Here is a 26,576-nt window from a genome sequence, read left to right as displayed (position 1 = left end):
GAGCCGCCATTCCGGCGGCTTACGTGCCGGGGAGTGCCGGGCTCCCGGGGAGCGCCGGCACTCTGCGATAAGTCCATCCGGCTCCAGCGCGGCTTTGCCGCGCGTCCGGAACGAGGCAGCCTCACGGGCTACCCCTGCCGTCAGGCCTTCGACACGCCCCAGAAGAAGGGCAGCGGGCCGCTGGTGACGCCGGAGAGATTCGACCGCCAGGCCTGGTAGCCGAGATAGAAGCCGGTCGGGGCGTAGACGACCTCCTCCATCGCAGCCTTGTTGAGCTTGGCGATCGCAGTCTTCTCCTCGGCCATGTCCTTGGCGTCGAACCAGTTGGTCACCTCGGTCTCGACAGCCGGGATATTGGGCCAGCCAAACCAGGCCTTGTCGCCATTGGCGCGGATGGCGGTGTAGGCGGCGGGATTGATGCAGTCGGCGCCGGCATGCCAGGTGTGGAACATGCTCCAGCCACCCTGGCCAGGAGGCGTCTTCTGGGCCCGGCGTGCGCCGACGGTGCCCCAGTCGGTGGCGACGAAATCGACCTTCATGCCGATGCTCTTGAGCAGCTCGGCGGTGACGTCGCCCATCGACTTGGTGGCAGCCATGTCCTGCGCGACGACGCAGACTACGGGCTCGCCATTATAGCCGGATTCGGCCAGCAGCTTCTTGGCCGCGTCGACATTGCGCTGCTTCAGGATGTCGCCACCCTCTTCGGTGTAGAGCGGCGTGCCGGGGGTGAAATAGCTCGGCAAGTTCTTCCAGAGCTTGTCGTCGTCGCCGACGATCGAGCGCATGTAGTCTTCCTGGTTCAGCGCGGTCAGCACCGCGCGGCGCACCTTCACATTGTTGAAGGGCGGGAAGAGATGGTTCATGCGGAAGGCGCCGATATTGCCGAGCGGATCGCCGATATCGACCTTAACGTTCTTGTTGGCCTTGAGCACCGGCACGAGGTCCGACAGCGGGGTCTCCCACCAGTCGACCTCGCCGTTCTGCAGGGCGGCCGAAGCCGTCGCCGGATCGGGGATGATCACCCATTCGATCCGGTCGACCAGGATCTTCTTGCCGCCGGCGAGCCAGTCAGCCGGCTCCGAGCGCGGCACGTAATCGGCAAACTTCTCGAACACCGCCTTGGCGCCGGGCACCCATTCGCTGCGCATGAACTTCATCGGGCCCGAACCGATATATTCGGTGATCTGCGTGAACGGATCGGTCTTGGCGATGCGCTCTGGCATGATGAAGGTGCAGGGCGCGTTGTTCTTGCCCAGCGCCAGCAGCATCTTCGGGTAAGGCTTGTTGAGCGTCCACTTCCAGCTCATGTCGTCGATCGGGGCGAGCTCGACCTCGATCGCCTTGATCATCAGGCCCATCGGGTCGCGGGCCTGCCAGCGCTTCAGGCTCTGGACGACGTCCTTGGAGGTGACCGGCGCGCCGTCATGGAATTTGAGACCCGGGCGCAGCTTGAAGGTCCAGACCAGTCCATCGGCGGAGACCGTCTCCGACTCGACCATCTGGCGCTGCGGCTGAAACTTCGAATCGATGCCATAGACCGTGTCCCAGACCAGGGCGGCGGCGTTACGCACGACATACTGCGTGCCCCAGATGGGATCGAAATTGGCGAGGTTGGCCTGCGGCACGAAGCGCAGGGTCTTGGCTGCCGCGCTTTGCGCCAGGGCCGGCATGGCCAGCCCGCCGGAGGCGGCCAGGGCGCCCGTCCCCACGGCGGTCTTCAAAAATGTCCTGCGGTCCATGCACTCACTCTCCCCTGAAACGGCAACCTCTGCGCGGGCGACCTTGGCGCGAGTTTGGGCAGAAAACGTCTGCCCTGACAACACGCTTGACCGGCCCTTCTTGGCCGGCGGGCAGCTTGCAGACTTCGTGCCAAACGGGACTGAACCGCTGGAAGCGCATGGAATTCGGCAATCTCTGCCCGCTCCGCAGCGTTGCAGGCAGAAAATTGCGAATTAAAGGATTAAATCGTTTTGATCGGCGCATCGACCCGCGCAAAAGGCCTTGCAAATTCGAAGGCCGCCGCGGCGCGCAAAACCAGCGCATCCCTACCGAAAGCGCCGACGATCTGCAGGCCCGCCGGCAAGCCCGCCTTCGTCAACCCGCAAGGCAGCGAAATCGCCGGTGCCTGCGTGATGTTGAAGGGGTAGGTGAACGGGGTCCAGCGCGTCCAGTCCTCGCCATAGCCGCCATGGGCAGGCGTGTCCCGCCCGACCTCGAAGGCCGGCAGCGGCAGCGTCGGCGTCAGCAGCAGATCGAAGCGTGCATGAAATTGCGCCATGCGATGCGCAAGCGCATTGCGCTGGTTGAGCAGCGCATCGACATAGGCTGTGCCCGACACCTTTTCGCCGGCTTCCGCCACCGCGACGAGACCGGGATCCATCCGCTTGCGGTCGTCCGGGCCGGCATTGCGCAAGGCGAGCGCTGCTCCCGCCCCCCACAGAGTCATCAAGGTCTCGATCGGGTCGGCAAAGCCCGGATCGACCTCCTCGACCGTCGCGCCAAGCTCCCTGAACGCCATTGCTGCCGCTTTCGTGAGCGCCGCGATCTCAGGATCGACGGCGACATCGCCGCCGAGCTTCGGCGACCAGGCGAGGCGCAACCCCTTCACCCCGCCGGAGAGGCCGGCGACATAGTCCAGTGTCTCGCTGAGCACGGCCGTCATGTCGCGGGCATCGGGCCGGCCGATCGCGTTCATGGCAAGCGCAGTGTCCGTCACGGTGCGGGTCAGCGGGCCGAGATGAGCGAGGAAGCCCATCGTCGAAACCGGAAAGGCCGGCACCCTGCCAAAAGTCGGCTTGAGGCCGACCACTCCGGTGAAGGCGGCGGGGATGCGCACGGAGCCGGCGCCGTCCGAGCCGATATGGATGCAGCCGAGATTGAGCGCGGCGCAAACGGCGGCGCCTGACGACGAGCCGCCAGGGCCAGTTCCCGTGCCCCAGGGATTGCGCGTGATCCCCGATTGCGGGGAATCGCCGACGCCCTTCCAGCCATATTCCGGCATCGTCGTCTTGCCGAGGAAGACGGTGCCCGCCTCGCGCAGCCGGGCGGTGGCGGGCGCATCCTCGGGCCAGGGCGCGCCCGAGGCCACGGCCGAGCCGCGCCGCATCGGCCAGCCGGCGACGCCGATATTGTCCTTGATGGTAACGGGCACGCCGTCGAGCGGGCCGAGCGGCTCTTTCCTGAGATAGCGGGCCTCGGCGGCCTCCGCCATGGCGAGCGTGACCTTGTCGTCGCGCACGGTGAAGGCGTTGACCTCGGGCTCGAAGCGCTCGATGCGCTCAAGCGCGTCCTTCGTCACCTCAACGGGCGAGAGCGCGCCGCTGGCATAGAGGGGCTGGAGTTCGGCGGCGGACAAAGAGGAGATGTCGGTCACGGTCGTTTCCTTTATGTCTTCGTCATTCAGTGTCGAAACGCCGTCATTGCGAGCGCAGCGAAGCAATCCAGAGGTTCGCGCGAGCCCTCCTGGATTGCTTCGTCGCTCACGCTCCTCGCAATGACGGAAAAGTTCGACATCACGCATTCGCCGCGCGCCAGGCGGCGCTGAGCAGGACATTGGCGCCGGCGACCATGTCGTCGTCGGTGCTGAATTCGGCCGGGTTGTGCGAGAGCCCGCCGATCGAGGGGATGAACACCATGGCTGTCGGGCACAGGCGCGACATCATCTGCGCGTCATGCCCCGCGCCCGAGATCATGCGGCGGATCGGCAGGCCGAATTCGGCCGCGCTCTGTTCGACGCTGGCGATCAGCTCCTCTGCGAAGGGTGTCGCCGGAAAGCGGGCAAGATCGCGGAAGCTGATCGCGATGCCATCACGCTCGGCAAGCTCCGCGCAGAACTTGCGTACCGCAGCCTCGGCCTGCGCCAGCGGTGCGTCGAGCGGATTGCGCAGGTCGAGCGACATCACCACGGTTTCGGGCACGACATTGACGTTGCCGGGCTGGACGCGGATGACGCCGGAATTGGCGAGCTGTCCCGGGATCGTCTTGGTCAACTCATTGGCGAAGATGTTGATCCGCGCCGCCGCCAGGCCTGGATCCTTGCGATAGGCCATCGGCGTCGTGCCGGCATGGCTCGGCCGGCCCTTCAGCGTCAGTTCGAGCCAGCAGATCCCCTGGATGCCGGTGACCGCGCCAAGCCCGCCACCTTCGCTCTCGAGGACCGGCCCCTGCTCGATATGCATTTCGAGATAGGCATGGGCTTTCAGGAAGCCCGGCGCTTCCTGCCCCTCATAGCCGATGCGCTTGAGCTCGGCGCCGAGGCCAACGCCCTCGGAATCGGTTTCCGCATGGGCCGCCGCAACGCTCATGCCGCCGGCCCAGACATAGGAACCGAGCATGTCGGGATGGAAGCGCGCGCCCTCCTCATTGGTGAAGGCGATCACGGCCATGTCGCGCTTGGGCATGAGCCCGGCATCGCGCAGCGCCGCCAGCACCTCGACGCCGGCGATGACGCCGAGCGCGCCGTCGAAGCGTCCGCCAGTGCCGACCGTGTCGATATGCGAGCCCATGATGACGGCCGGCCCTTCCTGCTGCCCCTTCAGGATGCCGACGATGTTGCCGATCGCGTCGATCTTCACCTCGAGCCCGAGCGCCTGCATCTGCCCGACCAGCCAATCGCGGCCCTGCTTGTCCTCATCGGTCAAGGCGAGGCGCCGGCAGCCGCCCTCGGGCGTCGCGCCGATCATCGAGAGCGCCGTCAGGCGCGACACCAGCCGCGCGCCATCGATCCGCAGGTTGCTGCTCATTCGTCTCAAATCTCCGTGAAGGCCATCGCCGGGCAGGCAAGAGCAATTTCCGATCCAATCGGATCGTTCAATTACTCTATCTCCTTGTTTTAACGCGTTTTCTAAACGCGAACCGGTGTCCACTTCGCTCGAAAACGCTATTGATGCAAGCCGTTCACCCGCCGAGCAAGCCGGGCCGGCGCCTGTCGACCCAGCCGGTCGCGCCCTCATAGGCCTGCGCCACCTGGAGCAGCAGCAATTCGGACTGGTTCGGCCCCCAGAGCTGCATGCCCATCGGCAGGCCCGCCGCATTGAAGCCGACGGGCACGCTGAGCGCCGGGCAGCCCGACATCGTCACCGGGATCACCACCTGCATCCAGCGGTGATAGGTGTCCATGGCGCGGCCCGCGACCTCCCTGGGCCATGGCGTCTCGACCGCGAAGGGAAAGACCTGGGCGCTGGGCAGGACCAGGATATCGTAGCGGCCGAAGAGCCCATGGAGATGCTGGTACCAGCGCGAGCGGAGATTAGACGCCTGCATCACCTCGAAGGCGGAGACCTTGAGCCCCTGCTCGACCTCCCAGCGCGCCTCGGGCTTGAGCAGGTCGCGGCTGGCAGGTTCGGCATAGACGGGGGCGAGGCCCGAGCCCGCCTGCCAGGCGCGCAGTTTGAGCCAGGCCTGCCAGATCGATTCCGGATCGAAGCCGAGCGCGACGTCCTCGACAACCGCGCCCATGCCCTCGAACGCCGCCAGGCCTTGCCGGCACAGGGAGAGAACGCCCTCCTCCATCGGCAGATGGCCACCGAGATCGCCGAGCCAGCCGATCCTCAACCCCGCGACGTCGCGCTCCAGCGGCCCGAGAAAGACCGCCGGATCCTCCCGCAGCGACATCGGCACGCGCGGATCATAGCCGGACTGAACCGCGAGCAGCGCCGCGAGATCACGGACTTTACGCGCCATCGGCCCGGCGACGCCCAGTTGCGGGATGAAGACCTCATCCGTGCCCGACAGCACCCGGCCATAGCTCGGGCGCAGGCCCAGCACATTGTTGAAGGCGGCGGGATTGCGCAGCGAACCGGCATGGTCGCTGCCATCGGCCACCGGCAGCATGCGCAGCGCCAGCGCCACCGCAGCCCCGCCGCTGGAGCCGCCCGAGGTCTTGCTCTGGTCATAGGCGTTGCGCGTCGCCCCGAAGACCGGATTGAAGGTCTGCGAGCCGAGCCCGAATTCGGGCGTGTTGGTCTTGCCGATGATGATGGAGCCGGCGGCCTTCATCCGCTCGACGAAGATCGCATCGGTCTGCGCGATAATGTCCTTGAACAGCGGCGAGCCCTGCGTGGTCGCAAAACCCTTGGCGGCGGAGAGGTCCTTGATCGCCTGCGGGAAGCCGTGCATCCAGCCGCGCGAATGGCCGGCCGCGAGCTCGGCATCGAGCACCGCCGCCTCCTTCAGCAGATCGCCGCGCTCGCGCTGCGCCACGATCGCGTTGACGCGCGGATTCAGCCGCTCGATCTGGTCGAGGAAAGCCGCCATCACCTCCACACAGGAGAGCTTTCGCGCATGGATCGCCTGCGAAAGCGCGACCGCATCCAGCGCCACGATATCGCCGGTCGCCGCACTGCTGACTGTATCTGGCATGCCTGGCCTGTCTCCTGCCCGGAAGAATCGCGCCAATGATGGCCGCAGCCCGCGCACCCCGCCAGCGGCGTTTCCGGGCAGAGCCTGTGCGGAGGGCGCATCACGCGGGACGGCCCGGCGTGCAGGCGGCTGTTCCCCAACGACCAAGGCGGCTAAAAGCGACGCCCCATGTCAGACCTCGCCCTCCCGCTCCGCCAGACGGCCCCTTGGCTCACCGAGGCCAGGGCCATGCTTGCGCTGAGCTGGCCGCTGGTGCTGACCAATGTCGCGCAGACGGCGATGACGGCGACGGATGTGATGATGATGGGCCATCTCGGCCCCGATGCCCTGGCCGCCGGCGCGCTCGGCTCCAATCTCTACATGGCCGTGCTGATCTTCGGCATCGGCGTCATGGCAGCCGTGTCGCCGATGATCTCGATCGAGCTTGGCCGCAACCGCCACGCCGTGCGCGAATTGCGCCGCACGGTGCGGCAGGGCTTCTGGGCTGCCGTGACGCTGGTCGGCCCGATGTGGCTGTTCCTCTGGCAGGCCGAGGCGATCCTGCGCGCGATGGGCCAAGACGCGGCGCTGGCAAAGGCTGCAGCCTCTTATGTGCGGACACTGCAATGGGGTCTGCTGCCGTTCTTTCTCTTTCTCGTGCTGCGCGGCTTCGTTGCCTCGCTGCAACGCCCCTTCGCGGCCTTTGTCGTCGTCCTGCTCGCCGTCGGCTTCAACGCGCTGGCGAATTGGTGCCTGATGTTCGGCCGGCTCGGCTTTCCCGCGCTCGGCCTGCCGGGCTCGGGGCTGGCGACGGCCTTGTCCTCGGGGTTGATGATGCTCGGCCTGGGCCTGGTCGTCAGCTTCGACCGGCGCTTCCGCCGCTACCGCCTGTTCGGCCGTTTCTGGGTGGCGGACTGGCCGCGTTTTCGGGCCTTCTGGCGGATGGGCCTGCCGATCGGCACGACGCTCGCCTTCGAGGTCGCGATCTTCAATGGCGCGGCCTTCCTGATGGGGCTGATCGGCCCGGCCTCGCTCGCGGCCCATGCGATCGCGATCCAGATCGCCTCACTGACCTTCATGGTGCCGATGGGCATCGGCCAGGCGGCCACGGTCAGGGTTGGCCGGGCTTTCGGCGCCGGCGACAGGGACGGCGTCTCGCGGGCCGGCGCGACGGCGCTCGTGCTGGGCATCGGCTTCATGGCCCTGACCGCGCTCGTCATGCTGTTCGCGCCGCAATGGCTCGTCGTTCCCTTCCTCGATGTCGAGAAGCCCGGCGCAGCCGAAGTCGCGGCGCTGGCGGCGTCCTTCCTGCTCTATGCCGCGATCTTCCAGATCGCCGACGGGGCGCAGGTCGTCGGCTCCTGCCTCCTCAGGGGACTCGGCGACACGCGGGTGCCGATGCTCTTCGCGGGGCTCGGCTATTGGGCGATCGGGCTGCCGCTTTCGATCGCGCTCGGCTTCTTCACGCCGCTCGCCGGCATCGGCATCTGGATCGGGCTTGCGATCGCGCTCGCCATCGTCGCGGTCTTGATGCTCGGCCGCTGGCGGGCCCGCGACAGGCTCGGCCTCGTCACCACCCCCTGATTGCATCGGCGCGATCCGTGCTATCATCACTGCGTCGCACGTTCCGCCTTGGGGGGCAGCTCATGTACAAGGACGACGACGTTCAACGCATCCGGGACAGTTTCGCCCATCTCCACCGCCGCAAGGCCGAGACCGGAGAGATCTTCTACAACCGGCTCTTCGAGATCGCGCCCGAGGTCAGGCCCTTGTTCAAGGGTGACATGAAGGCGCAGAGCGTCAAGCTGATGGAGATGCTGACGGTCGCCATCGCCACGCTCAAGGACCGGGAGGGGCTCGCCATCCTGCTGCGCAAGCTCGGCCGCCAGCACAAGGGCTATGGCGTCAAGGACAGCCACTACGACAGTGTCGGAGAGGCGTTGATCTGGACGCTCCGGACCTCATTGGGCGACGAGTTCACGCCGCGCCTCGAGCGCGCCTGGACGCAGCTCTACACCGATATCGCCAACGTCATGATCGCTGCGAGCCACGCGGAGTGAACGAGGAGGCGCCGGCCGTCATAGGCCGGTCCTTTCTGTCTCAGAACTCTTCCCAGCCAGCGTCGCTGGCGCGGCCATTGACGGCTTTCCTCGCCGGAGCAGGTCTCTCCGGCGTCGCCGCCCTGACCTGTCCGAAGGCGGCCTCGGCGAGCTTGCGCAGGCGCGCGGGCTCGGAGGCCGGTTCATGAGCCTGGGTAGCGTTTGCCCTGGCAGCCGGGCGCGGCGCCGGGGCGTAGCTGGCCGATGAGGCGGTCGCGCCCTCAGGGCCGGTCCTGAAGGCGGCGACCAGCTCGTTGAGCTGGACGATGCGGCCCGAGAGCGACCCGGCCGAGGCCGCGCTCTGTTCGGCGAGCGCCGCATTGGCCTGCGTCATCTCGTCGAGATGGGCGACGGCCTGGCTCATCTCGTCGATGCCATTGGCCTGCTCGCCCGAGGCCGCCGAGATTTCGGCGATGGTGGCCGCGACCTTTTGCGAAGCCGCCAGGATCTGGGTCAGGGCATCGCCGGCCTGGCGCACCAGCTTGACACCCTCGCCGACCTCCATGTTGGAGGACGATATCAGGCCGGAGATGTCCTTGGCGGCGGCGCCCGAGCGCTGCGCCAAGGTGCGCACTTCCGAGGCGACCACGGCAAAGCCCTTGCCGGCATCGCCGGCACGCGCCGCTTCCACCGCCGCGTTCAGCGCCAGGAGATTGGTCTGGAAGGCGATGTCGTCGATCACCCGGATGATGTCGGAGATCTTCTGCGAGGCACTCTCGATGCGCGCCATGGCGGCGACCGCTTCAGTCGCGATCGTTCCGCCCGACTGCGCCGCCTGCATCGCTTCGGTCGCGATCGCGGCCGCCTGCTTCGAGGCCTGGGCCGAGGCCTTCACCGAGGCTGCGAGCTCCTCGGTCGTGGCCGCGGTCTCCTCCAGCGACGAGGCCTGCTCTTCCGTGCGCTTCGACAGGTCGTCGGCGCCCATGGTGATCTCGCGCGCCGCCAAGCCGACATCCGCAGAGGTCGTCTGGATCGTGCGCACCGTCGTGGACAGCCGGTCGACCGTCTCGTTGATCGCGCCCTTGAGCTCGGCGAACTTGCCGCGATAGGCGGTCTCGATCCGGGAGGTCAGGTCGCCGCCGGCCACCGCCTGCAGGGCGGCCGCGAATTCGGATGTGGCTGAATCCACCACCGCATTGATCTCGTTGATGCCGGCGACGAGCTTCTGCATCTGCTCATCGGCATGCTCGATCTCGAGCCGCGCCGAGAAATCGCCAGACGCCGCAGCCGCGACCACATCGCCGACATCGGAGACCACCGCCTCCATCGACTGCGCCCGCGCCAGGCGAGCAGCGGAAGCCGAGCGCTCCTGCTCCTGAAGCATCGCGACCTGCTCGGTGCTCTCGCGCAGCACGGAAACCGCGCGCGCCATCGCGCCGATCTCGTCCTGGCGCACGACATGAGGCACATCGACCTTGGTGTCGCCGGCGGTCAGGCGCTGCATGACACCGCTCAGATCAACCAGTGGCCGTGTGATCGAGCGCTGTGCGAACAGCAACGCCGCGGCCAGTGACGCCAGCAGCGCCGACAGCAGCACGGTCGGCAAGATCCATTGCACCTGCTTGGTGAAGGCATCGGCCTCCTGTCCGAGCGCATTGCCGACCGTCTCATTCTGCGTGCCGAACGCGACGAGGACGTCGTTCAGCGCCTTGCGGTTGGCGCGGTTGAGCTCGTTGTTGCCCTGGGCATTCGCCGCCGTCGTCGAGACCTCGCGGCCAAGGCGGATCGTCTCCGAGCGGAAGGTGATGAACTCACTGATCGCCTTTTCGATCTGCGCCACACGCTCATCTGCGGAAGCAAGCCGTCTCAGATCGACAGTCAGCCTGCGCAACGGCTCAAAGCGGCTCTCCATGCCCTTGGCGTAAGGCTCTGCCTCCGCCGCGGTTTTCGACATGTAGATGCCGCGCGCATCCATCACCACGCCGGTGACGAGGCCGTTGAGCCTCTCGGTCAGCAGCGCGATGTCGCCCTGTACGCTCGAGCGCTGGTTGAGGTTGTTGGCCCGCGACAATGCGTAGAGGCTGAGCCCGGCCGAGGCGATGGCGCCGGCTGCGACGATCGCCAGCATCGCGACGATCTTGATGCGAATGGACTTCAAGGACCCGGCCTCCCCGGCCTGTTGGTCCGCTGAATCGGGGCGCATCTCTGGCGCATCTGACCCAGCCGGATTTTTTGAGATGGTTAGGCATCGGCATGGTCGCTGCCGCAATGCGTCCAGGAGATCCGAGCCATGCGCGACCCCCCGCCTCTGTGGCGGAAGCCGGAGCATCGATCGCCGCCGTGACGTTGCGACATCATTAGGATTCGCGGTGAAATCGCTAAACAAACGCTTAAAATCAGAGCTCTTCCCCCTGTTCGAAGCCCGATGAAACCGTTTACGGTCAGCAATTTCCCGCAATGAGTGCGCGACGTTCTGCGCCACCCGCATAGAGACTGCGATTGTTGCTGATTCGTCACAGCTCGTATCCGCCACAATTTCGCCACGCACTGTTCACCCCACGGCCATCTCGCACACCTTGAAAGAGGCATCGGGGTATGGCGTGGAACTTCGCGTCGCTCCTAGATCAGGTCGCATTCGGACGGTTCCGCCCGAAGGCGAGAAAACGTGATCGATTCTAAAAGTTTAGAGCATTGCTCACGCGAAAAACCGGTACCCATTTTTTTGCGCAATGCTCTAGGTTTCCGTCGCCGCCCGCCAGATTCACGCATCGAGCCCCCATCCATGTCCTTCGTGCCCTCCGCCTTCGCCAGCCTCCCCCTGAAGCGCCTCGCGGCGCTGCTGATGCCCCTTCTGCTCGCGGCCTGCGTGAGCACGCGGCAGGAGCCCTTCGAGGCGGCGCACGCGCCCGGCGTCAGCCCCGAATACCTCGCCATGTATGGCGAACAGCCCGATGAGACCTATCCGCTGCCGGCGACCGATGTTTCGGAGGTCGATCCGAAATTCCTGCGCCAGGAGGTGTCCTATCCGACCCGCGAACGGCCCGGCACGATCGTCGTCGATACCGACAACCGCTTCCTCTATCTCGTCCGCGAGAACGGTCGCGCCATCCGCTACGGCATCGGCGTCGGCAAGCAGGGCATGTCCTGGCGCGGGCGCGCCACCGTCGGCCGCAAGGGAACCTGGCCGCGCTGGACCCCGACGCCCGCGATGATCGCGCGCGACCCGGAAAAGAACCGCCCCTGGGCCGGCGGCATGCAGGCCGGCCTCGACAACCCGCTCGGCGCGCGCGCGCTCTATCTCTACCAGGGCGACCGCGACACGATGTACCGCATCCACGGCACCTCGGAGCCCTGGTCGATCGGCCAGTCGGTCTCCAGCGGCTGCATCCGGATGTTCAACCAGGACATCATCGACCTGCATAGCCGCGTGCCGACGGGAACGACCGTCGTCGTGCTGAACCGCGGCACTCTGCTGACGCCGGAACCCGGCGAGAACTTCGATGAGTTCACCTCCGACACGATGTGAGGCGAGGGCAATGTCCGATCAAACCGGATCGGACATTGCCACCAGACTTCACCTTGACGCGCTTTCTTCACGAGACCGGCATCGACTTCGCTCGAAGGCTCTCCAGATGACGGTTTCCGGCGCCGCCTTGATACCGTCACACGCACCCACCACCTCTTGATGCGGCGGCGCGACCGCGCCGCCCAGAACGAGAGGAGATGACGATGACGCCGCAAGAACGCGACGTGATCGCCGGGATTTTCGACCGCCTGAAACAGGCGGCCAACCAGCCCCGCGACCCCGAGGCTGAGCGCTTCATCTCAGACCGCCTGCGCGAGCAGCCCTATGCGCCCTACGCCATGGCGCAGGCCGTCTATGTGCAGGAACAAGCGCTGACCAACCTGCAGGCGCAGGTCGATGATCTGCAGGCGCAAATCCGCGATCTGCAGAACCGGCCAGCAGAGGCTCCGCCGCAATCCGGCGGGTTCCTCTCCGGCATCTTCGGCAGCGGAACGAAGCCCCCGGATGCGTCGCAGCGCCCTGGCTCCGTTCCCGCCTTTCCGCAACGCGGAGCCGGGCAGCCTTCACCGGCCTGGAACAGTCCCCAGCCCAATGCGATGCAGTCTGCTCCGATGCAGCCTGGAATGCAGCCGCAGCAGCCCGGTCCCTGGGCCGGCCAGGCGGCGCAGCAACCTCCCGCTGCGCGTGGCGGCGGCTTCATGGCCAGCGCGCTGACGACCGCAGCCGGCGTCGCCGGCGGCATGGTGCTGGGTAATGTCCTGACCAACGCCTTCGGCGGTCACGGCGCGAGCGCGGGAGCGGCCAAGGCGGGTGATCTGAACTCGATCTCGGATAGTGCCAAGCTTAACCCGCCGACGCCCGACGCCACCAAGGGCAACGATGCCGCCAGCACGCAGAATGCCGGCGACAACGCCAACTATAATGACGGCTCGTCCGACCCGGCGAACTACCAGAACGCCAGCACCGACACACCGGCCGATGACGGCTATGACGACGGCTCCAGTTTCGCCGGGGACGACGACGATAGCTGGACCTGATCGCGCGCGCCGCTGAAGCGCAGCGTCGATAAAAATGGAAGCCCGCCCGGTTCGCGCCGGGCGGGCTTCCGCTTTTTCCTAACCTTCGAAGGCAGTGCGCCTCAGATCACCAGCACCTTCGCGCCGACGCGGACGCGCTCATAGAGATCCGTGACATCGTCATTGGTCATGCGGATGCAGCCCGAAGAGACCGCCTGGCCGATCGTATATGGCTCGTTGGTGCCGTGGATGCGGTAGAGCGTGGAGCCGAGATACATGGCGCGCGCGCCCAGCGGGTTCTCAGGCCCCCCCTGCATGAAGCGCGGCAGGTCGGGGCGGCGCTTCAGCATCTCGGCCGGCGGCGTCCAGCTCGGCCATTCCGCCTTGCGGCTGACCGTCTTCATGCCCGCCCAGGAGAAGCCGGGGCGGCCGACGCCGATGCCGTAGCGCAAGGCGCGCCCGCCCGGCTGGACCAGGAAGAGGAAGCGCTGCGGCGTGTCGATGATGATCGTGCCGGGCTTGTGCGGGCCGTCATAGGCGACCTCCTGCTTGCGGAAGCGCGGATCGACGACGCGCTCGATCGGGCGCTCCATCTCGGCGGGCTCGCCGAGCGCGGCCATGCGGCGGCCGGGCGCTCGCGGCTGGGCCGCAGGCTCGAAGGGATCGGCGGGATAGGCCGACGACTGGGTACCGCGGCCATAGGTGGCGTAGGCGCCCGGGCGATTATAGACCGCCCCACCCCGGCCCATCGGCGTCGGATCGCGGCCGGTCATCAGCATCTCGATGAAACCGCCGCCGTAACTGCCCCGCCCCGAGGCGGCGGTCGCCATCGGATCGCCCGGCAGCGGCTGGGCATAGTTCTGGGCCAGGGCCGGCCCGCTCAGCACAAGGGCGGCGAGCGGCAGGAGAAGGACTGGACGCATGACGCAACTCTCTCGACATCAACCTGCCGGAGAGCCTGCCGAGCAGCAGGAGAAGGAATGGTGAATCGTTGACTCTGCGGCGCGCGGCGGGCGGTTAATTCTGTTAAATCAACGAATTAACCTTAGCGATCCGGCAAGGGACAGGGTGAACGAAGCGTTGCTTTGCCTTGACCGGGAACGCGGCGACGTTGCGTCTGAAAGCCTTCCTCACCAGGTCACGCGCAGACCGAGATTGCCCTGCACCGAGCGCCGGTCCTTGCCGTCCAGCGCAGTTGTGTAGCCGCCTGCAGCGTAAAGGCTCACGGCCGACGACAATTTGGCGATGACGCCGCCGATCTCGAGCGAGGTGCCATCGAATTTGATGTTCTCCGGCTTTTTATAAACGCGGCGCAACGCCACGTTGCGCTGTACGCTTCGCTCTCGCTTCAAGCGTCCAAGGGGCCTCTCAGCTGCGCCCGATTCGCCGGGTCGCCCACCAGAGCCGCGCCGTCGTGCGGCAGCGCGCGACATCGCAGGCAAGGATGAGTGCGCCATAGACCGCAACACCAACGGAGATCTGCAAGGCCAGTTCGACCGGGGCGGAGAATTGCCGTCGCAGCGGCCAGATCACGGCCGCCATCACAGCTGCCGCCAGAACGACGAGGGCGCAATCGCGTAGCGGCGGCAAAACCGGCAGCACGCGCAAGGCCGCCGTCGCCATCACCGCGAGCACGACGAGGAAGGCGGCCGTCTGGCCGAAGGCATAGGCGGCTGGCCCGATCGTCGACGCCAGGCCGAGCCCGAGCGCGAGATTGACGCCAAGCCCAAGCAATGCGGCGAGCGTCGCGATGCCGGTGCGCTTGCCGATCAGGAAGACCGGATAGAAGGCCGCCTGGAAGATCGTGATCGCCGCGAAGCCCGGGATCAGGATCGCCATATAGTTGGCGAAACTGCCCTGGAAGCTCGGCGGCACGATCAACCGGTCGAAGGCCGGCAGCACCATCCACAGGCCGACCGCGATCGGCAAGGCGACCATCAGCACGAGCAGGACGTTTTTGGCGATGCGCTTTTGCGCAGCGATCCGGCCACGCGTCTCGTCGAGGCGGATGATCTCGCGCAGCAGCACGATCTCGAGCGTCGCCCCCAGCGTCCCGAACAGGCGCAAGCCCATATCGGAGGCCAGCGAGAAATAGCCGGCCTCGGCATAGCCCTGCGCATCGGCGAGCAGCGAACGGTTGAGCAGCGGGATCAAGGAATAGATCGCATTGCCGGCGACGAGCGGCAGCGCGTAGACGAAGAAGCTCCAGGCGACGTCCTTGCGCGCGGCGGCGAACGAGAGCGGCGCATCGGCAAGCGCGCGGCGCACCGCCAGGAGCGAGACTGCGGCGCTGAGCAGTCCGCCGAGCAGCACCACGGTCGGATCCCGCGTCAGCCAGGCCCCGCCGACCATCAGGATCAGTGCCATCACGTTCTTGACGATGACCAACCGGGCATAGGCGGCGTCGAGGAAGCGCGCCCGGGCGATCGCCCCGTGATAGTCGAACAGCCCGGCGCCGATCCCGGCCAGCACAGCGGCCGCGAGCAGCATCGCGGGCAATTTGAAGTCGATGCCAACCGCGACGGCGACGACGAGCAGGCCGCAAAGCGAGATGCTGATGCCCGCGACCAGCAGGTCGAGCGTCGCGCGGATCTCGGGCTGGGTCTCGCGCGTCTTCAGCGAGTAGAAACGCAAGGCCGATATCTTCAGCCAGTCGAGCAGCGCCGTATTGACCAGCACGATGATGGCCGCGCCTATGGCGTAACGGCCGAACTCGGCCGGGCCGAGGAAGAAGGCGATGAGCAGACCGAGGACGAAGTTCAGCCCGGCATTGATGACGAAGGGCAGCAGGACGGTCATGTCGTCTCGGTCTCGGCGCCAATGCGGCAAGGGTCCTTCGACTCAGGCAAGCGCCGGAATCATGCCGTCTCACTGGCCTAGCGGGCCGGGGGCGGTTTTCCAAGCGGAAGCCGCGCAACGAGGCCTCGAGTCCGCCTGATGCCGAGCGAACCGCTGTTCTACCTCGTCGGCTGGGCGACGACGCTCGTGATCGCGATCGGCAAGAGCGCCTTTGGCGGCGGACTCGCCATTCTCGGCATTCCGCTGCTGGCGATCGTCACCGAGCCGCTCGATGCCGCGATCATGGTCGCCATGCTGGTCTCGCTGATGGACATGATGGCGCTGCGCAGCTTCGGCGCCTCGACCTGGTCGAAGCCCGATCTCGTCTGGCTCCTGCCCGGCCTCGTCGCCGGGATCGGCATCGGCTATCTCGTCTTCGTCCGGATCGATCCGCGCATCGTCACGCTTGTGATCGGGCTGACGACGCTCGCCTTCACCGCGCAATGGTTCCTGAAGGGGCGGCTCGCGGCTCCGGGCTCGCGCCCGGTCTCGGGCAAGCTCGCTTTGCTCGCCGGCACGGCCTCGGGCTTCACCACCTTCGTCGCGCATGCGGGCGGGCCGCCGGTCGCGATGTATCTGCTCGGGCGCGGCCTGCCCAAGAGCACGCTGGTGGGCACGACCATCGCGCTGTTTACGCTCGGCAACTGGCTGAAGCTGCCGCCCTATTTCGCGCTCGGGCTGAAACATACCGAGGCCCTGTGGGGCGCGCTCGCACTCGCGCCGGCCGTGCCGATCGGTATCTGGCTCGGGCATGTCGTGCATCGCAAGCTCGACCAGAAAACCCTGTTCATCTGGTGCTACGGCCTGCTGGCGGTCGCCGCCGCGAAGCTTTCGGTCGACGCGGCCCTGGCGCTGTTGCGCTGAGGGAATGCCGACTTGCGGGACTGCACTCTATTCGTGCAGCCGCATAAGCCGTAAGCGATCGCCATGACCGCCCTGCTCCCGCCCATCCGCGACGCCCGCGATTCCGATTCCGAGCCGCTCGCCACCCTCATCGCCGCGAGCTTTGCGGAATATCCGAACTGCTTTTTCGAATGGTCGGAATTTCCCGAACTGCGCGCGCCCGCCAGCCACTTCGCCGGGAAAGGCGGCCGGCTCTGGATCGCCGAGGCGCCCGGCGGCGGTATCGCCGGCTCGCTCGGCGTCACGCCCGTGCCGGAGCAGAACGCGGTCGAGATCACCAAGGTCTATGCCGACCCCGCCTTTCGCGGCTCCGGCCTGGCGCAGGCGCTGTTCACCGAGGCGCTGCGCTTCGCGCAGGCCGGCGGCTATGATGAGATGATGCTGTGGTCCGATACGCGCTTCGCGCGCGGCCACCGCTTCTACGAGAAGCTCGGCTTCGTGCGCTGGCCGGCCGCGCGCTATCTCGCCGACGTCTCCGAGACCTGGGAATACCACTTCCGCAAGCGCCTGACCGGCGTCTCGGCATGACGCTTCCAACGGCGCTCCGCGGCATTCTCGGCATCGCGCTGCTCACCGCCATGGATGCGGTGGTCAAGGGGCAGATGCGCGAGCACCCCTTCTTCCCAGCACTGTTCATGCGCTTTGCCATGGGCAGCCTGTTCGCGCTCATCTTCGTCGCGATCGCCCGCCCGCCGCGCCCAACGCGGGCAAGCGTGATCGGCAATACGATCCGCGTGCCGATCGTCGTGCTCACCGCCGGCAGCTTCTTCTATTCGGTCTCGCTGCTGCCGCTGGCGGAGGCGCTGACGCTCGCTTTCCTGGCGCCCGTCTTCGTCGCGCTGCTGGGCGCCCTCCTGCTCAAGGAAAAGCTCAGCGGACGGGTCTACCAGGCGCTCGGCTTCGGCCTCGCCGGGATGCTCATCATGGTCTGGCCGCGCCTGCAGGGCCATGTCACCAACGCCGAGCTCGGTGTCGCGGCCGCCCTGTTCTCAGCCGTGGCCTATGCCTTCAACCTGGTCCTGCTTCGGCGCATCGCGCAGAAGGAGCATCCGGCGATCATCGTGCTGTTCCAAAATGGCGGGCCGGCCTTGTGCCTCGCCATTCCCGCCGCGCTCGCCTTCGTGCCGATGAATTGGGCCGACATCGGGAGCTACGCCCTGGCCGGCGCACTGGGCGTCGGCGGGCATTTGATGCTGGTTTCAGCCTATGCCCGCGCCGAGGCGTCACGTCTGGCGCCGCTCGAATACACCGCGCTGATCTGGGCGAGCCTGCTCGGCTACCTGATGTTCGGCGAGGTGCCGCTGTTCACGACCTTCGCCGGCGCCTTGCTGATCGTCGCGGGCGCGATCGCGGTCAGCCGGCGCTGAGGCCGGCGATCTCGACTTCAAGCAGCGGCGCAGTAAGCCTCGATGCGATAGCCGTCCGGGTCGACCACGAAAGCCGCATAGTAGTTGGGACCATAGGCTTCCCGCAGGCCGGGCCGGCCGTTATCCGCTCCGCCCTGCGCGATCGCGGCGGCGTGGAACGCATCCACGCTCTGCCGCGTCGGTGCAATGAAGCAGAAATGCAGGTTCGAGCCGGGGTCGGGAGGCACCGGCATCGCGACCGCGCCGAGCCAGAAGGCGACGGCGTCCCGGCCATAGCCCAATGAGGCCTCGTCCTCGCTGAGGCAGCGATAGCCGAGCGCGCCGAGCGCGGCATCGTAGAAGCGCTTCGAGCGGGCGATCTCGCCAACGCCGATGGAAACATGATCAAGCATGGTCATCTCCTTTTCAGAGCGGATCAGGGAGTCGTACGGCGTGCCTGGACATCGGCTTGCAGCCTCCAGCTCACACCGTCATCGGGCGAAGATTCGCCAAGCCAGCGAAAGGAATCGCGCGCGATCTCGGTAAAGCGCCAGCGTATCGCGACGCCCTCCCCGGTCTTGCCGTGCTGGACGATGTCACAGCCGTCGGCGCGGCCGATCTGGCGCGCGTAATATTGCTTCAGCGGGTCGCTCCAAAGGATGTGCCAGGCATCGAGCGCCGGGTCGTAGACCCGCAGCGTCGTGCCGTGGAAGAAGCCAGGCAGGATCCAGACATCCTGGATCGCGCGGCCCTCCAGAACCCAGCCGAAGCCGATACTTCCCTTGGCCTCGTGCCGGGCGCCATCATCGGCATGAATGACGGCGTCCATCGTCCAGGCACCGATGAGCCAGCCATAGAGCGCCCTCCCGCCGACCCCGTCAGGCGCGGGCGCACCCGCGTGAAGCATGTCGAGGAAGGGCGCTGACGCTGCTGCCATGTTCGGGCTCCCGCTGAGGACATGTTTCCCGAGATAGAGCCCCCACCCCTCCCGGCGCTTGGGGAAAATTGCTAAACTGCGGCAATGACTGCGACCTCGCATCTTCTGGCCTCGGGTCCCGGCTGGCGCGTGCGGGACATCATCTGCACCGCCGGGCCGGGCGACCGCGCCTTCGAGGAACAACACGCACATTGCTGCATCGCGGCGGTGACGAGCGGCAGCTTCAGCTACCGCTCCGCCCAGGGCGCTGCGCTGCTCGCGCCGGGCGCGCTCCTGCTCGGCAATCAAGGGGCCTGTTTCGAGTGCGGCCACGACCATGCGGCCGGCGACCGCTGCCTCGCCTTCCAGTTCGACCCGGCCTATCTGGAAGACATCCTTGCCGGCGTTCCGGGCGTGCGGCGGCTTGCTTTCTCGCGCGCCCATCTGCCGCCCTCCCCGGCGCTTGCGGACCTGATGGCCGAGATGGCGACCAGTGACGGCGGCACTGCCACCTATGAGGAGCTCGCCGTCCGGCTGGCCGGCGCCGTGGCGGCAAGGCTCGCAGACGAGCCGCCCGCAACCGCCGCGCCGACAGCGCGTGACACCAGCCGCATCACCCGGGCCCTGCGGTGCATCGAGGCGCGCTCCCAGGAGACGCTGAGCTTGACCCAGCTCGCCGGCGAGGCGGCGATGAGCCCGTATCATTTCCTGCGGACGTTCAAGGCGCTGATCGGCATGACGCCGCACCAGTTCCTGCTCAGGACGCGCCTGAACCGGTCGGCGCTCCTGCTGCACCGCTCGGAGCTTGGGGTCGCGCAGATCGCCTTCGATTGCGGGTTCGGCGATCTCTCGACCTTCAATCGCCACTTCCGCCTGGCGATGGGCAAAAGCCCCAGCGCCTATCGTCGGGGTAGCCGCGCCGCCTAAAACATTGCGCGAAAAGTGGGAACCGGTCTTTCGCGCCGATCCTGCTCTAACTTTTTGATGAGAGACGGATTCAGAGATCAGCGTAACCGTCATCCTTCAATGAGTTCGCCCGCGCCAAGAGACACCTCTCTCGAGTGGGACGCCGCCAGCCTGCGCCGGGCGGTTCGCGCCGCCGGCGTTGCTCTGTGGTCGTGGAACGTCGACGATGACGGGTTCGCGATGGGCGTCTGGCGGCGCTCGGCCGGGCTCATGACCTGCTTCGCCCCCTGCCTGGCCATCAGGGCACGGCAGCGCTTCTGCGCGACCTGCTCTCGATCCTGCTTTCGCCTTATGAGGACATGGGGGCCTTCAGCGGGCGGATCCGCGTCGCCGTTCCTCGCATGGGGGTCAGCGAGGGAGCCGCCACGACCTTATCCCTGATCATTCATGAGCTGGCGACAAACTCGCTTAAATACGGCGCGCTTTCAGCCGATACGGGTACGCTCGACGTGTCAGGTTCCTCCGACGACGACGAAACCACGATCGTCTGGACGGAACGGGGCGGGCCTTCCGTCGAGCCTCCCAATGGAGCCGGCGGGTACGGCAGCAAGCTCGTCATTCGAAGCATATCGAGCCAGCTCGGCGGTTCCATCAGCTATGACTGGTCGACTGAGGGGGTCATCGTGACCCTCGAGATGGGAACGACCAAACTCGCGAAATAAGCCGTGTTTCTACTTGATGCCCGCCAGGACCTCCAAAATCTGCGCCGCCCGATAGGGCTTTTGCAGAAACACGGTATCTTGAGGCATATCGGTAGGCGCAGGCCGCGAGCGTCCTGATGCGACGATCAGGACGATAGGTGGCCAGCGTTGCCGAATTGCGTGGACCAGCTTCAGGCCGTCCATGGATCCGGGCATCTCGATATCGGTAAAGACAACCCGGATGTCCGAGCGGGTTTCCAATAGGATGACGGCCTCATCGGCGCCAATCGCCTCGATGACCTCGTAGCCCGCGTCCTCGATCATCGCGACAGCATCCATGCGGATCAAGGTGTCGTCTTCGACGACAAGGACGACGGGGGTGGACATGGCAGCTCCAGGTTGCCTCCTCCCAACTGCCCTGCAGCCGTATGGTTGCGTCGGTTCGCAATGAAACTGATCGCCGATGCTCAAGCCGCCGCTTCAACGCAAAAGGCACGCCCTTTCCGGCCAGGCCCCGATGAGGCAGCCAAGGTGACCTAGCTAGAGCGTTTTCGCCGGAAAGATCAGGCAGGTCTCGGTGCCATGCGCGAGCAGCTTGCCGCGCTCGTCGACAAGGCGGCCCTCGGTCGTCGCGACCGTGCCGCCGCGATGGATCAGCTTGCCCTCGCAGCGCAGCGTGCCGGTCTCGGGCATGACCGGGCGGACATAGTTGAGCTTCATCTCCAGCGTCGTGTAGCCCTCGCCCAGCTTCAGCGTGCTGTGCGCGGCACAGGCCATGGCGGAATCGAGGATCGTCGCCGTCCAGCCGCCATGGATCGTGCCGAGCGGATTGAAGAAGCGCACTGAGGGCTTGCCGACGAAGACAACGCGGCCCTCCTCGACCTCGACGAGATCGAGATCCATCGCCTCCGCGATGGGCGGGCCGGGATGGCGGCCCTCGATTATGCCGCGCAGGAAACCGAGCCCGTCCTCGGCGAGCAGCACGTCCCGCGTCACCACTCCGAACTTGCGCGCCATCGCCGCCCCTCACTTATTGTGTAGATACACGTTAAGTGGCTTGAGGACTGCCGGTCAAGCCTCGCCTCAGTCCGCCAGGCGCGCCACGCGGCGCAGCGCCTTCAACCCCTCGCGGGTTTCGCTCCAGCGCTCCTTGCCGAGCCCACCCTCGATCCGCTCCTGCGCCGCTCGCCAATAAGGGATGGCGGCCTCGATCGCCGCCCTGCCCTTTTCGGTGACGGCATAGACCGAGGCGCGGCCCTTGCACGCGACGGGAACGATCAGCGCCTCGGCTGCCAGCAATTGCAGATTGCGGGTCAGCGAGGTGCGCTCCAGGGCGAAGCGCTCGGCCAATTCGGTGACGGAGCGCCAGGCGCCGGTGCTGAGCGCGGAGAGCAACACGAACTGCGTGATCTTCAACCCGCTCGGGCGCATCGCCTCGTCATAGGCGCGCGTCACGGCCCGCGCCGTCATGCGCACATGCAGCGCCACGCAGGAGCGGGCGATATCGTCGAGCCGGGGATCGGGCGCATTTGTCGTCATTTCGCCATGCTAGCGTGTTCAACCAGCTTTGGCAGCAAGCCCCCGGCGTCACGCCCGCATTCACTTTATGGCTGGATGATTTCTTGACTCTCCGGGGGGACGCGCCTATCTCCGCGCCATCGGTTAGCACTCGATACCCGAGACTGCTAACAGGTGCCCATCGCGGGTTCTCTAGATGACGCCCGCATCGAAATTAGATCCAAGAGGAAGACAGAACCATGAAGTTCCGTCCGCTGCATGACCGCGTTGTGGTCCGTCGCCTTGATGGCGAAGAGAAGACCAAGGGTGGCATCATCATCCCCGATACCGCCAAGGAAAAGCCCCAAGAGGGCGAAGTCATCGCCGTCGGCCCCGGTGGCCGCGACGAAGCCGGCAAGCTGACCCCGCTGGACGTCAAGAAGGGCGATCGCGTCCTGTTCGGCAAGTGGTCGGGCACCGAGGTCAAGATCGATGGCCAGGATCTCCTGATCATGAAGGAATCCGACGTCATGGGCGTCATCGGCTGAACGCCAAGCGACCGCCCATCCCCGTTTTCATGTAAGGAGTAGCTCTTATGGCTGCCAAAGACGTCAAGTTCTCCACCGACGCACGTGACCGCATGCTGCGCGGCGTCGAAATCCTCAACAACGCCGTCAAGGTCACGCTCGGTCCCAAGGGCCGTAACGTCGTGATCGACAAGTCGTTCGGCGCCCCGCGCATCACCAAGGACGGCGTCACCGTCGCCAAGGAGATCGAGCTCGCCGACAAGTTCGAGAACATGGGCGCCCAGATGGTGCGCGAAGTGGCCTCGAAGCAGAACGACGCCGCCGGCGACGGCACCACGACCGCCACCGTTCTGGCCGCCGCCATCATGCGCGAAGGCCTGAAGTCGGTTGCCGCCGGCATGAACCCGATGGATCTGAAGCGCGGCATCGATCTGGCTGTCGAAGCCATCGTCGCCGACCTCAAGAAGAACTCCAAGAAGGTCACGTCCAACGCGGAAGTCGCGCAGGTCGGCACCATCTCGGCGAACGGCGACGAGTCGGTCGGCAAGATGATCGCGACCGCCATGCAGAAGGTCGGCAACGAGGGTGTCATCACCGTCGAGGAAGCCAAGACCGCCGAGACCGAGCTCGACGTCGTCGAGGGCATGCAGTTCGACCGTGGCTATCTCTCACCCTACTTCATCACCAATGCCGAGAAGATGGTCGCTGAGCTCGAGGATCCCTACATCCTCATCTTCGAGAAGAAGCTGTCTTCGCTCCAGGCGATGCTGCCGATCCTCGAGGCCGTAGTTCAGACCGGCAAGCCGCTGCTGATCATCGCCGAGGACGTCGAGGGCGAGGCTCTGGCCACGCTCGTCGTCAACAAGCTCCGTGGCGGCCTGAAGGTCGCGGCCGTCAAGGCTCCGGGCTTCGGCGATCGCCGCAAGGCGATGCTTGAGGATCTCTCGATCCTGACCGCCGGTCAGATGATCTCGGAAGACCTCGGCATCAAGCTCGAGACCGTGACGCTCGCCATGCTCGGACGCGCCAAGAAGGTGCGCATCGAGAAGGAGAACACCACGATCATCGACGGCGCCGGCAAGAAGAAGGACATCGAGGGCCGCGTCGCGCAGATCAAGGCGCAGATCGAGGAGACCACCTCGGACTACGACCGTGAGAAGCTCCAGGAGCGTCTGGCCAAGCTCGCTGGCGGCGTCGCGGTGATCCGCGTCGGCGGCGCGACCGAAGTCGAAGTCAAGGAGAAGAAGGACCGCGTCGACGATGCCCTGAACGCGACCCGCGCTGCGGTCGAAGAAGGCATCCTGCCGGGCGGCGGCGTCGCCCTCCTGCGCGCCCTCTCGACCGTCAAGGCGATCAAGACCGCCAATGACGACCAGAAGACCGGCGTCGAGATCGTCCGCAAGGCGATCATGGCCCCGGCCAAGCAGATCGTCGACAACGCTGGCGATGACGGCGCGGTCGTGGTCGGCAAGCTGCTCGAGTCCAAGGACTACGCCTTCGGCTACAACGCCCAGACCGGCGTCTACGGCGACCTGGTCAAGGCCGGCATCATCGACCCGACCAAGGTCGTGCGTACGGCCATCCAGGACGCGGCTTCGATCGCTGGCCTGCTGATCACCACCGAGGCGATGATCGCCGAGCTGCCGAAGAAGGACGCCCCGATGCCCCCGATGGGCGGCGGCGGCATGGGCGGCATGGATTTCTGATCCAAGCCTCCATCCAACTGTTAATGGGAAAGGCCCGGCGCAAGCCGGGCCTTTTTCATGTCCGGCAGATGACAATTTGCTGATCTTCCGGTGCCGCCATTGAATGGCCGCATCCTCTGCGACATGGTCAGAATCGCGATGGCATCTCGTCATCCCCAGCCATTTCCGCAGGATCCTCGCCCATGCGCCCCTTGAGCATCGCCGTCGCCGTGCTTGCCGTGATCGCCCTCATCGTGGGCCAGCGTCTCGAAAGCACCGGCATCATCGGCATGGGTGTGATGGGCTTACTGCTCGCCTTCGCTACCTTCCGCTCGGCCGGCATCGGCTACTTTCTGCGCATGTTCCTAGTCATCTTCGGCATCGAGTATGTGCTGTTTAGCGCTGGCGCATCTGCCGCCGCGCTTGGCATCTGGCCGTCTGCCTGGGGAGCGATCGCGCCGCCGATCAGCCTCGCCACGACCGTGGCCGTCTTCGGCGTACTGATCTATGCGATATCCTTCATTCCCGCGATCCGACGAATCTCGCGTCTCGCCTCACCCTATTTCGAATCCGACGAGACGACAGTCGCGAAGCTATGGCCCATCGGCGAGTTTCGAATCCGACAGGGCTTACTCGGTGTGTTGCTCTTCGTCTTCCTCATTGTCCTGAACCAGGCACAGGTCGGCATCTCGCTGCGGCTCTCCTTCTTCAACCGCGATTTCTACAATGCCATTCAGGAGAAGGATGCCGCGAGCTTCTGGTATCAGCTCATTTGGGTGTTCAGCGTCTGGGCAGCAATCTCAGTCGTCTCGAATCTGATCGAGCTCTTCGCCAATTACACGCTGCTGATCCGCTGGCGCCGCTGGATGGCGGAGAAGTTCAGCGCTGCCTGGCTGCACAACAGCACCCACTATCGGGTGGCGCTGGCCGGCAGCGCCGACAACCCCGACCAGCGCATCGCCGAAGACACGCGCTCCTTCGTCAACCAGACCTATCAATTCGCTCTTCCCCTACTCACGCAAGTTTCCACGTTGGTTTCGTTTTCGATCATCCTCTGGTCGATCCCTGTGGCAAGCAAGGTGCCAGGCACCGACATCGCTTTTCCGGGCTTCATCTTCTGGATGGCGTTGATCTATTCCGTCGCCGCGACCTGGATCGCTCACATGATCGGGCGACCGATGATAGGGCTGGAGTTCGAACAAGAGCGACGCGAGGCGAATTTTCGCTTCTCGCTGGCCCGCCTGCGCGAATACTCTGAACAGATCGCGCTGATGCGCGGCGAGGGCTCGGAGCAGCGCCACCTTAGCCAGCGCTTTGGCGACATCGTCTCCAATTTCTACCGGCTGGTCTGGGCGCGACTTAAACTGAACAGCTTCATCTACTCATTCGGCCAAGCTAACGTCGTCGTCCCCTATATCCTGTTAGCTCCGCATTACTTCGCCGGTACAATCACGCTCGGCATCATGACGCAGGTCGCCTCGGCCTTCGACCGTGTCCAGACCGCGATGTCCTTCTTCATCGATCGCTATCAGACGATCGCCCAATATGTCGCCTCGATCAACCGCCTCACCACCTTCGAGGCCGCGATCACGCAGGCGCAGGCCGCCAATGCCGGCGACAAGGGAATCCATGAGGTGCCCGCCACGGGCGAGGCAGTGCATGTCGACGAAACCACGCTCAGCCTGCCAAACGGCCAGCCAATCGTGCGGGTCAGCGATCTCGACCTCGGCGCAGGCCAGCGGACGCTGGTCATCGGTCCGTCGGGCTCGGGCAAGTCGACGCTGTTTCGCGCCATCGCGGGGATCTGGCCCTTCGGCCAGGGCAAGGTCGGCATCCCGACCGGGGCCGAGATCATGCTGCTGCCGCAGCGCCCCTATCTACCCCAGGGCAGCCTGCGCTCGGCCCTCGCCTATCCCGCGCCGGTGGATACCTATGGCGAAGCTGAGATCAAGGCGGCAATGCATCTGACCAAGCTCGACCATCTCTCCGAGCGGCTCGACGAGGTCGACCTCTGGGGCCAGCGGCTCTCGGGCGGCGAGCAGCAACGCCTGGCCGTGGCGCGTGCCCTCTTGGCCAAGCCCGACTGGCTCTTCCTGGACGAGGCGACGGCCTCGCTCGACGAGAAGCTGGAGGGCGAAATCTATGCCGCGATCGAACAGGCGCTGCCGCAGACCAAGATCGTCTCGATCGGCCACCGCTCGACGCTGCGGGCGATGCATGATTCGATCGTGATCATGCAGCCGAACGAGGACGGCACCTTCAGCCCCAAGACGGAAAACCGGGAGCTGGTGGGTTAGGGCAGGCTGTTTGTGCCCGGAAACACGCCGTCATTCCGGG

At 66.0% G+C, this 26,576-nt stretch carries 25 protein-coding genes; 12 read left to right on the top strand and 13 right to left on the bottom strand.

Annotated features, from left to right (window positions below; all coding sequences use genetic code 11):
- Positions 1-140: 140 nt before the first annotated feature.
- The 4 genes from J2Y55_RS12445 to J2Y55_RS12430 form a co-directional block, all read right to left on the bottom strand.
- The gene (locus J2Y55_RS12445; protein WP_310153042.1) at positions 141-1,739 is read right to left on the bottom strand and encodes an ABC transporter substrate-binding protein; all 1,599 of its coding nucleotides are present in this window, start codon (positions 1,737-1,739) and stop codon (positions 141-143) included.
- A 221-nt stretch (positions 1,740-1,960) separates the two neighbouring features.
- Entirely contained in the window at positions 1,961-3,373 is a 1,413-nt protein-coding gene (locus J2Y55_RS12440) for an amidase (RefSeq protein WP_310153039.1), read from the bottom strand.
- Between the two features lie 139 nt (positions 3,374-3,512).
- Complete coding sequence (locus J2Y55_RS12435; protein WP_310153036.1) at positions 3,513-4,742, bottom strand: M20 family metallo-hydrolase; 1,230 nt, start codon at positions 4,740-4,742, stop codon at positions 3,513-3,515.
- A 154-nt stretch (positions 4,743-4,896) separates the two neighbouring features.
- Positions 4,897-6,360, bottom strand: a complete 1,464-nt coding sequence (locus J2Y55_RS12430; RefSeq protein ID WP_310153033.1) for an amidase — start codon at positions 6,358-6,360, stop codon at positions 4,897-4,899.
- A gap of 168 nt (positions 6,361-6,528) precedes the next feature.
- Between J2Y55_RS12430 and J2Y55_RS12425 the strand changes: the two genes are divergently transcribed.
- Both J2Y55_RS12425 and J2Y55_RS12420 read left to right on the top strand, forming a co-directional pair.
- The gene (locus J2Y55_RS12425) at positions 6,529-7,923 is read left to right on the top strand and encodes an MATE family efflux transporter (RefSeq protein WP_310153030.1); all 1,395 of its coding nucleotides are present in this window, start codon (positions 6,529-6,531) and stop codon (positions 7,921-7,923) included.
- A gap of 62 nt (positions 7,924-7,985) precedes the next feature.
- A complete protein-coding gene (locus J2Y55_RS12420; RefSeq protein ID WP_310153027.1) occupies positions 7,986-8,399 on the top strand; it encodes a globin family protein in 414 nt (137 codons plus the stop codon).
- 40 nt (positions 8,400-8,439) lie between these two features.
- On the opposite strand, the gene J2Y55_RS12415 is transcribed toward J2Y55_RS12420, so the two are convergent.
- The gene (locus J2Y55_RS12415; RefSeq protein WP_310153024.1) at positions 8,440-10,536 is read right to left on the bottom strand and encodes a methyl-accepting chemotaxis protein; all 2,097 of its coding nucleotides are present in this window, start codon (positions 10,534-10,536) and stop codon (positions 8,440-8,442) included.
- 624 nt (positions 10,537-11,160) lie between these two features.
- On the opposite strand from J2Y55_RS12415, the gene J2Y55_RS12410 reads away from it, so the two are divergent.
- Positions 11,161-11,904 (top strand): L,D-transpeptidase, encoded by a 744-nt coding sequence (locus J2Y55_RS12410; RefSeq protein ID WP_310153021.1) that lies wholly within the window; start codon positions 11,161-11,163, stop codon positions 11,902-11,904.
- Positions 11,905-12,107: 203 nt separating this feature from the next.
- A complete protein-coding gene (locus J2Y55_RS12405) occupies positions 12,108-12,941 on the top strand; it encodes a DUF2076 domain-containing protein (RefSeq protein WP_310153017.1) in 834 nt (277 codons plus the stop codon).
- Positions 12,942-13,042: 101 nt separating this feature from the next.
- Here the strand turns inward: J2Y55_RS12405 and J2Y55_RS12400 are convergent, their stop codons facing one another.
- From J2Y55_RS12400 to J2Y55_RS12390, 3 genes are all read right to left on the bottom strand, one after another.
- On the bottom strand, positions 13,043-13,843 hold the full coding sequence (locus J2Y55_RS12400) for a L,D-transpeptidase (RefSeq protein WP_310153014.1): 801 nt from the start codon (positions 13,841-13,843) through the stop codon (positions 13,043-13,045).
- Positions 13,844-14,050: 207 nt separating this feature from the next.
- Positions 14,051-14,236, bottom strand: a complete 186-nt coding sequence (locus J2Y55_RS12395) for an autotransporter outer membrane beta-barrel domain-containing protein (protein ID WP_310153011.1) — start codon at positions 14,234-14,236, stop codon at positions 14,051-14,053.
- Between the two features lie 52 nt (positions 14,237-14,288).
- Entirely contained in the window at positions 14,289-15,719 is a 1,431-nt protein-coding gene (locus J2Y55_RS12390; RefSeq protein WP_310153008.1) for a lipopolysaccharide biosynthesis protein, read from the bottom strand.
- Between the two features lie 138 nt (positions 15,720-15,857).
- Here J2Y55_RS12390 and J2Y55_RS12385 point away from each other — a divergent pair, with 138 nt between their 5' ends.
- The 3 genes from J2Y55_RS12385 to J2Y55_RS12375 all read left to right on the top strand — a co-directional run bounded on the left by J2Y55_RS12385 (position 15,858) and on the right by J2Y55_RS12375 (position 18,028).
- Positions 15,858-16,622 (top strand): sulfite exporter TauE/SafE family protein, encoded by a 765-nt coding sequence (locus tag J2Y55_RS12385; RefSeq protein WP_310153005.1) that lies wholly within the window; start codon positions 15,858-15,860, stop codon positions 16,620-16,622.
- 63 nt (positions 16,623-16,685) lie between these two features.
- The gene (locus J2Y55_RS12380) at positions 16,686-17,189 is read left to right on the top strand and encodes a GNAT family N-acetyltransferase (protein ID WP_310153002.1); all 504 of its coding nucleotides are present in this window, start codon (positions 16,686-16,688) and stop codon (positions 17,187-17,189) included.
- Positions 17,186-18,028, top strand: coding sequence for a DMT family transporter (locus tag J2Y55_RS12375; RefSeq protein ID WP_310152999.1), 843 nt, complete (start codon positions 17,186-17,188; stop codon positions 18,026-18,028). Before J2Y55_RS12380 ends, J2Y55_RS12375 begins: the two co-directional genes overlap by 4 nt.
- Positions 18,029-18,045: 17 nt before the next feature.
- Here J2Y55_RS12375 and J2Y55_RS12370 read toward each other — a convergent pair whose 3' ends face one another.
- Together J2Y55_RS12370 and J2Y55_RS12365 are read right to left on the bottom strand one after the other, a co-directional pair.
- Positions 18,046-18,420: a VOC family protein gene (locus J2Y55_RS12370; RefSeq protein WP_310152996.1), complete on the bottom strand. Its 375-nt coding sequence runs from the start codon at positions 18,418-18,420 to the stop codon at positions 18,046-18,048.
- A gap of 23 nt (positions 18,421-18,443) precedes the next feature.
- On the bottom strand, positions 18,444-18,944 hold the full coding sequence (locus tag J2Y55_RS12365; protein ID WP_310152991.1) for a hypothetical protein: 501 nt from the start codon (positions 18,942-18,944) through the stop codon (positions 18,444-18,446).
- An 84-nt stretch (positions 18,945-19,028) separates the two neighbouring features.
- On the opposite strand from J2Y55_RS12365, the gene J2Y55_RS12360 reads away from it, so the two are divergent.
- Positions 19,029-19,850, top strand: a complete 822-nt coding sequence (locus J2Y55_RS12360; protein ID WP_310152988.1) for a helix-turn-helix domain-containing protein — start codon at positions 19,029-19,031, stop codon at positions 19,848-19,850.
- Between the two features lie 338 nt (positions 19,851-20,188).
- Positions 20,189-20,551 (top strand): sensor histidine kinase, encoded by a 363-nt coding sequence (locus tag J2Y55_RS12355; protein ID WP_310152986.1) that lies wholly within the window; start codon positions 20,189-20,191, stop codon positions 20,549-20,551.
- 9 nt (positions 20,552-20,560) lie between these two features.
- Here the strand turns inward: J2Y55_RS12355 and J2Y55_RS12350 are convergent, their stop codons facing one another.
- The 3 genes from J2Y55_RS12350 to J2Y55_RS12340 all read right to left on the bottom strand — a co-directional run bounded on the left by J2Y55_RS12350 (position 20,561) and on the right by J2Y55_RS12340 (position 22,069).
- Positions 20,561-20,917 carry a response regulator gene (locus tag J2Y55_RS12350; RefSeq protein WP_310152984.1) on the bottom strand — a complete coding sequence of 119 codons (357 nt, stop codon included), beginning with the start codon at positions 20,915-20,917 and terminating at the stop codon, positions 20,561-20,563.
- A 153-nt stretch (positions 20,918-21,070) separates the two neighbouring features.
- Entirely contained in the window at positions 21,071-21,547 is a 477-nt protein-coding gene (locus J2Y55_RS12345; protein ID WP_310152979.1) for a PaaI family thioesterase, read from the bottom strand.
- Positions 21,548-21,613: 66 nt separating this feature from the next.
- Positions 21,614-22,069, bottom strand: coding sequence for a MarR family winged helix-turn-helix transcriptional regulator (locus J2Y55_RS12340; RefSeq protein ID WP_310152976.1), 456 nt, complete (start codon positions 22,067-22,069; stop codon positions 21,614-21,616).
- 218 nt (positions 22,070-22,287) lie between these two features.
- Between J2Y55_RS12340 and groES the strand changes: the two genes are divergently transcribed.
- From groES to J2Y55_RS12325, 3 genes are all read left to right on the top strand, one after another.
- Complete coding sequence (gene groES / locus J2Y55_RS12335; RefSeq protein ID WP_069690314.1) at positions 22,288-22,575, top strand: co-chaperone GroES; 288 nt, start codon at positions 22,288-22,290, stop codon at positions 22,573-22,575.
- A 47-nt stretch (positions 22,576-22,622) separates the two neighbouring features.
- Positions 22,623-24,260 (top strand): chaperonin GroEL, encoded by a 1,638-nt coding sequence (gene groL, locus J2Y55_RS12330; RefSeq protein WP_103721417.1) that lies wholly within the window; start codon positions 22,623-22,625, stop codon positions 24,258-24,260.
- Positions 24,261-24,442: 182 nt separating this feature from the next.
- A complete protein-coding gene (locus J2Y55_RS12325) occupies positions 24,443-26,536 on the top strand; it encodes an ABC transporter ATP-binding protein/permease (protein ID WP_310152968.1) in 2,094 nt (697 codons plus the stop codon).
- The last annotated feature ends 40 nt before the right edge of the window (positions 26,537-26,576 follow it).

The organism is Allobosea sp. BE125, from assembly GCF_031456075.1.
In the GTDB taxonomy this organism is placed as follows: Bacteria; Pseudomonadota; Alphaproteobacteria; order Rhizobiales; family Beijerinckiaceae; genus Allobosea.
Note: the sequence above shows the minus strand (reverse complement) of the source record. Positions and strands in the feature narration are given on the sequence as shown.

Coding starts and splice junctions, on each gene's coding strand:
- J2Y55_RS12445 (WP_310153042.1), bottom strand. CDS start 1,739: ATGGACCGCAGGACATTTTTGAAGACCGCCGTGGGGACGGGCGCCCTG.
- J2Y55_RS12435 (WP_310153036.1), bottom strand. CDS start 4,742: ATGAGCAGCAACCTGCGGATCGATGGCGCGCGGCTGGTGTCGCGCCTG.
- J2Y55_RS12430 (WP_310153033.1), bottom strand. CDS start 6,360: ATGCCAGATACAGTCAGCAGTGCGGCGACCGGCGATATCGTGGCGCTG.
- J2Y55_RS12425 (WP_310153030.1), top strand. CDS start 6,529: ATGTCAGACCTCGCCCTCCCGCTCCGCCAGACGGCCCCTTGGCTCACC.
- J2Y55_RS12420 (WP_310153027.1), top strand. CDS start 7,986: ATGTACAAGGACGACGACGTTCAACGCATCCGGGACAGTTTCGCCCAT.
- J2Y55_RS12410 (WP_310153021.1), top strand. CDS start 11,161: ATGTCCTTCGTGCCCTCCGCCTTCGCCAGCCTCCCCCTGAAGCGCCTC.
- J2Y55_RS12405 (WP_310153017.1), top strand. CDS start 12,108: ATGACGCCGCAAGAACGCGACGTGATCGCCGGGATTTTCGACCGCCTG.
- J2Y55_RS12400 (WP_310153014.1), bottom strand. CDS start 13,843: ATGCGTCCAGTCCTTCTCCTGCCGCTCGCCGCCCTTGTGCTGAGCGGG.
- J2Y55_RS12390 (WP_310153008.1), bottom strand. CDS start 15,719: ATGACCGTCCTGCTGCCCTTCGTCATCAATGCCGGGCTGAACTTCGTC.
- J2Y55_RS12385 (WP_310153005.1), top strand. CDS start 15,858: ATGCCGAGCGAACCGCTGTTCTACCTCGTCGGCTGGGCGACGACGCTC.
- J2Y55_RS12380 (WP_310153002.1), top strand. CDS start 16,686: ATGACCGCCCTGCTCCCGCCCATCCGCGACGCCCGCGATTCCGATTCC.
- J2Y55_RS12375 (WP_310152999.1), top strand. CDS start 17,186: ATGACGCTTCCAACGGCGCTCCGCGGCATTCTCGGCATCGCGCTGCTC.
- J2Y55_RS12370 (WP_310152996.1), bottom strand. CDS start 18,420: ATGCTTGATCATGTTTCCATCGGCGTTGGCGAGATCGCCCGCTCGAAG.
- J2Y55_RS12365 (WP_310152991.1), bottom strand. CDS start 18,944: ATGGCAGCAGCGTCAGCGCCCTTCCTCGACATGCTTCACGCGGGTGCG.
- J2Y55_RS12360 (WP_310152988.1), top strand. CDS start 19,029: ATGACTGCGACCTCGCATCTTCTGGCCTCGGGTCCCGGCTGGCGCGTG.
- J2Y55_RS12355 (WP_310152986.1), top strand. CDS start 20,189: ATGGGGGCCTTCAGCGGGCGGATCCGCGTCGCCGTTCCTCGCATGGGG.
- J2Y55_RS12350 (WP_310152984.1), bottom strand. CDS start 20,917: ATGTCCACCCCCGTCGTCCTTGTCGTCGAAGACGACACCTTGATCCGC.
- J2Y55_RS12345 (WP_310152979.1), bottom strand. CDS start 21,547: ATGGCGCGCAAGTTCGGAGTGGTGACGCGGGACGTGCTGCTCGCCGAG.
- J2Y55_RS12340 (WP_310152976.1), bottom strand. CDS start 22,069: ATGACGACAAATGCGCCCGATCCCCGGCTCGACGATATCGCCCGCTCC.
- groES (WP_069690314.1), top strand. CDS start 22,288: ATGAAGTTCCGTCCGCTGCATGACCGCGTTGTGGTCCGTCGCCTTGAT.
- groL (WP_103721417.1), top strand. CDS start 22,623: ATGGCTGCCAAAGACGTCAAGTTCTCCACCGACGCACGTGACCGCATG.
- J2Y55_RS12325 (WP_310152968.1), top strand. CDS start 24,443: ATGCGCCCCTTGAGCATCGCCGTCGCCGTGCTTGCCGTGATCGCCCTC.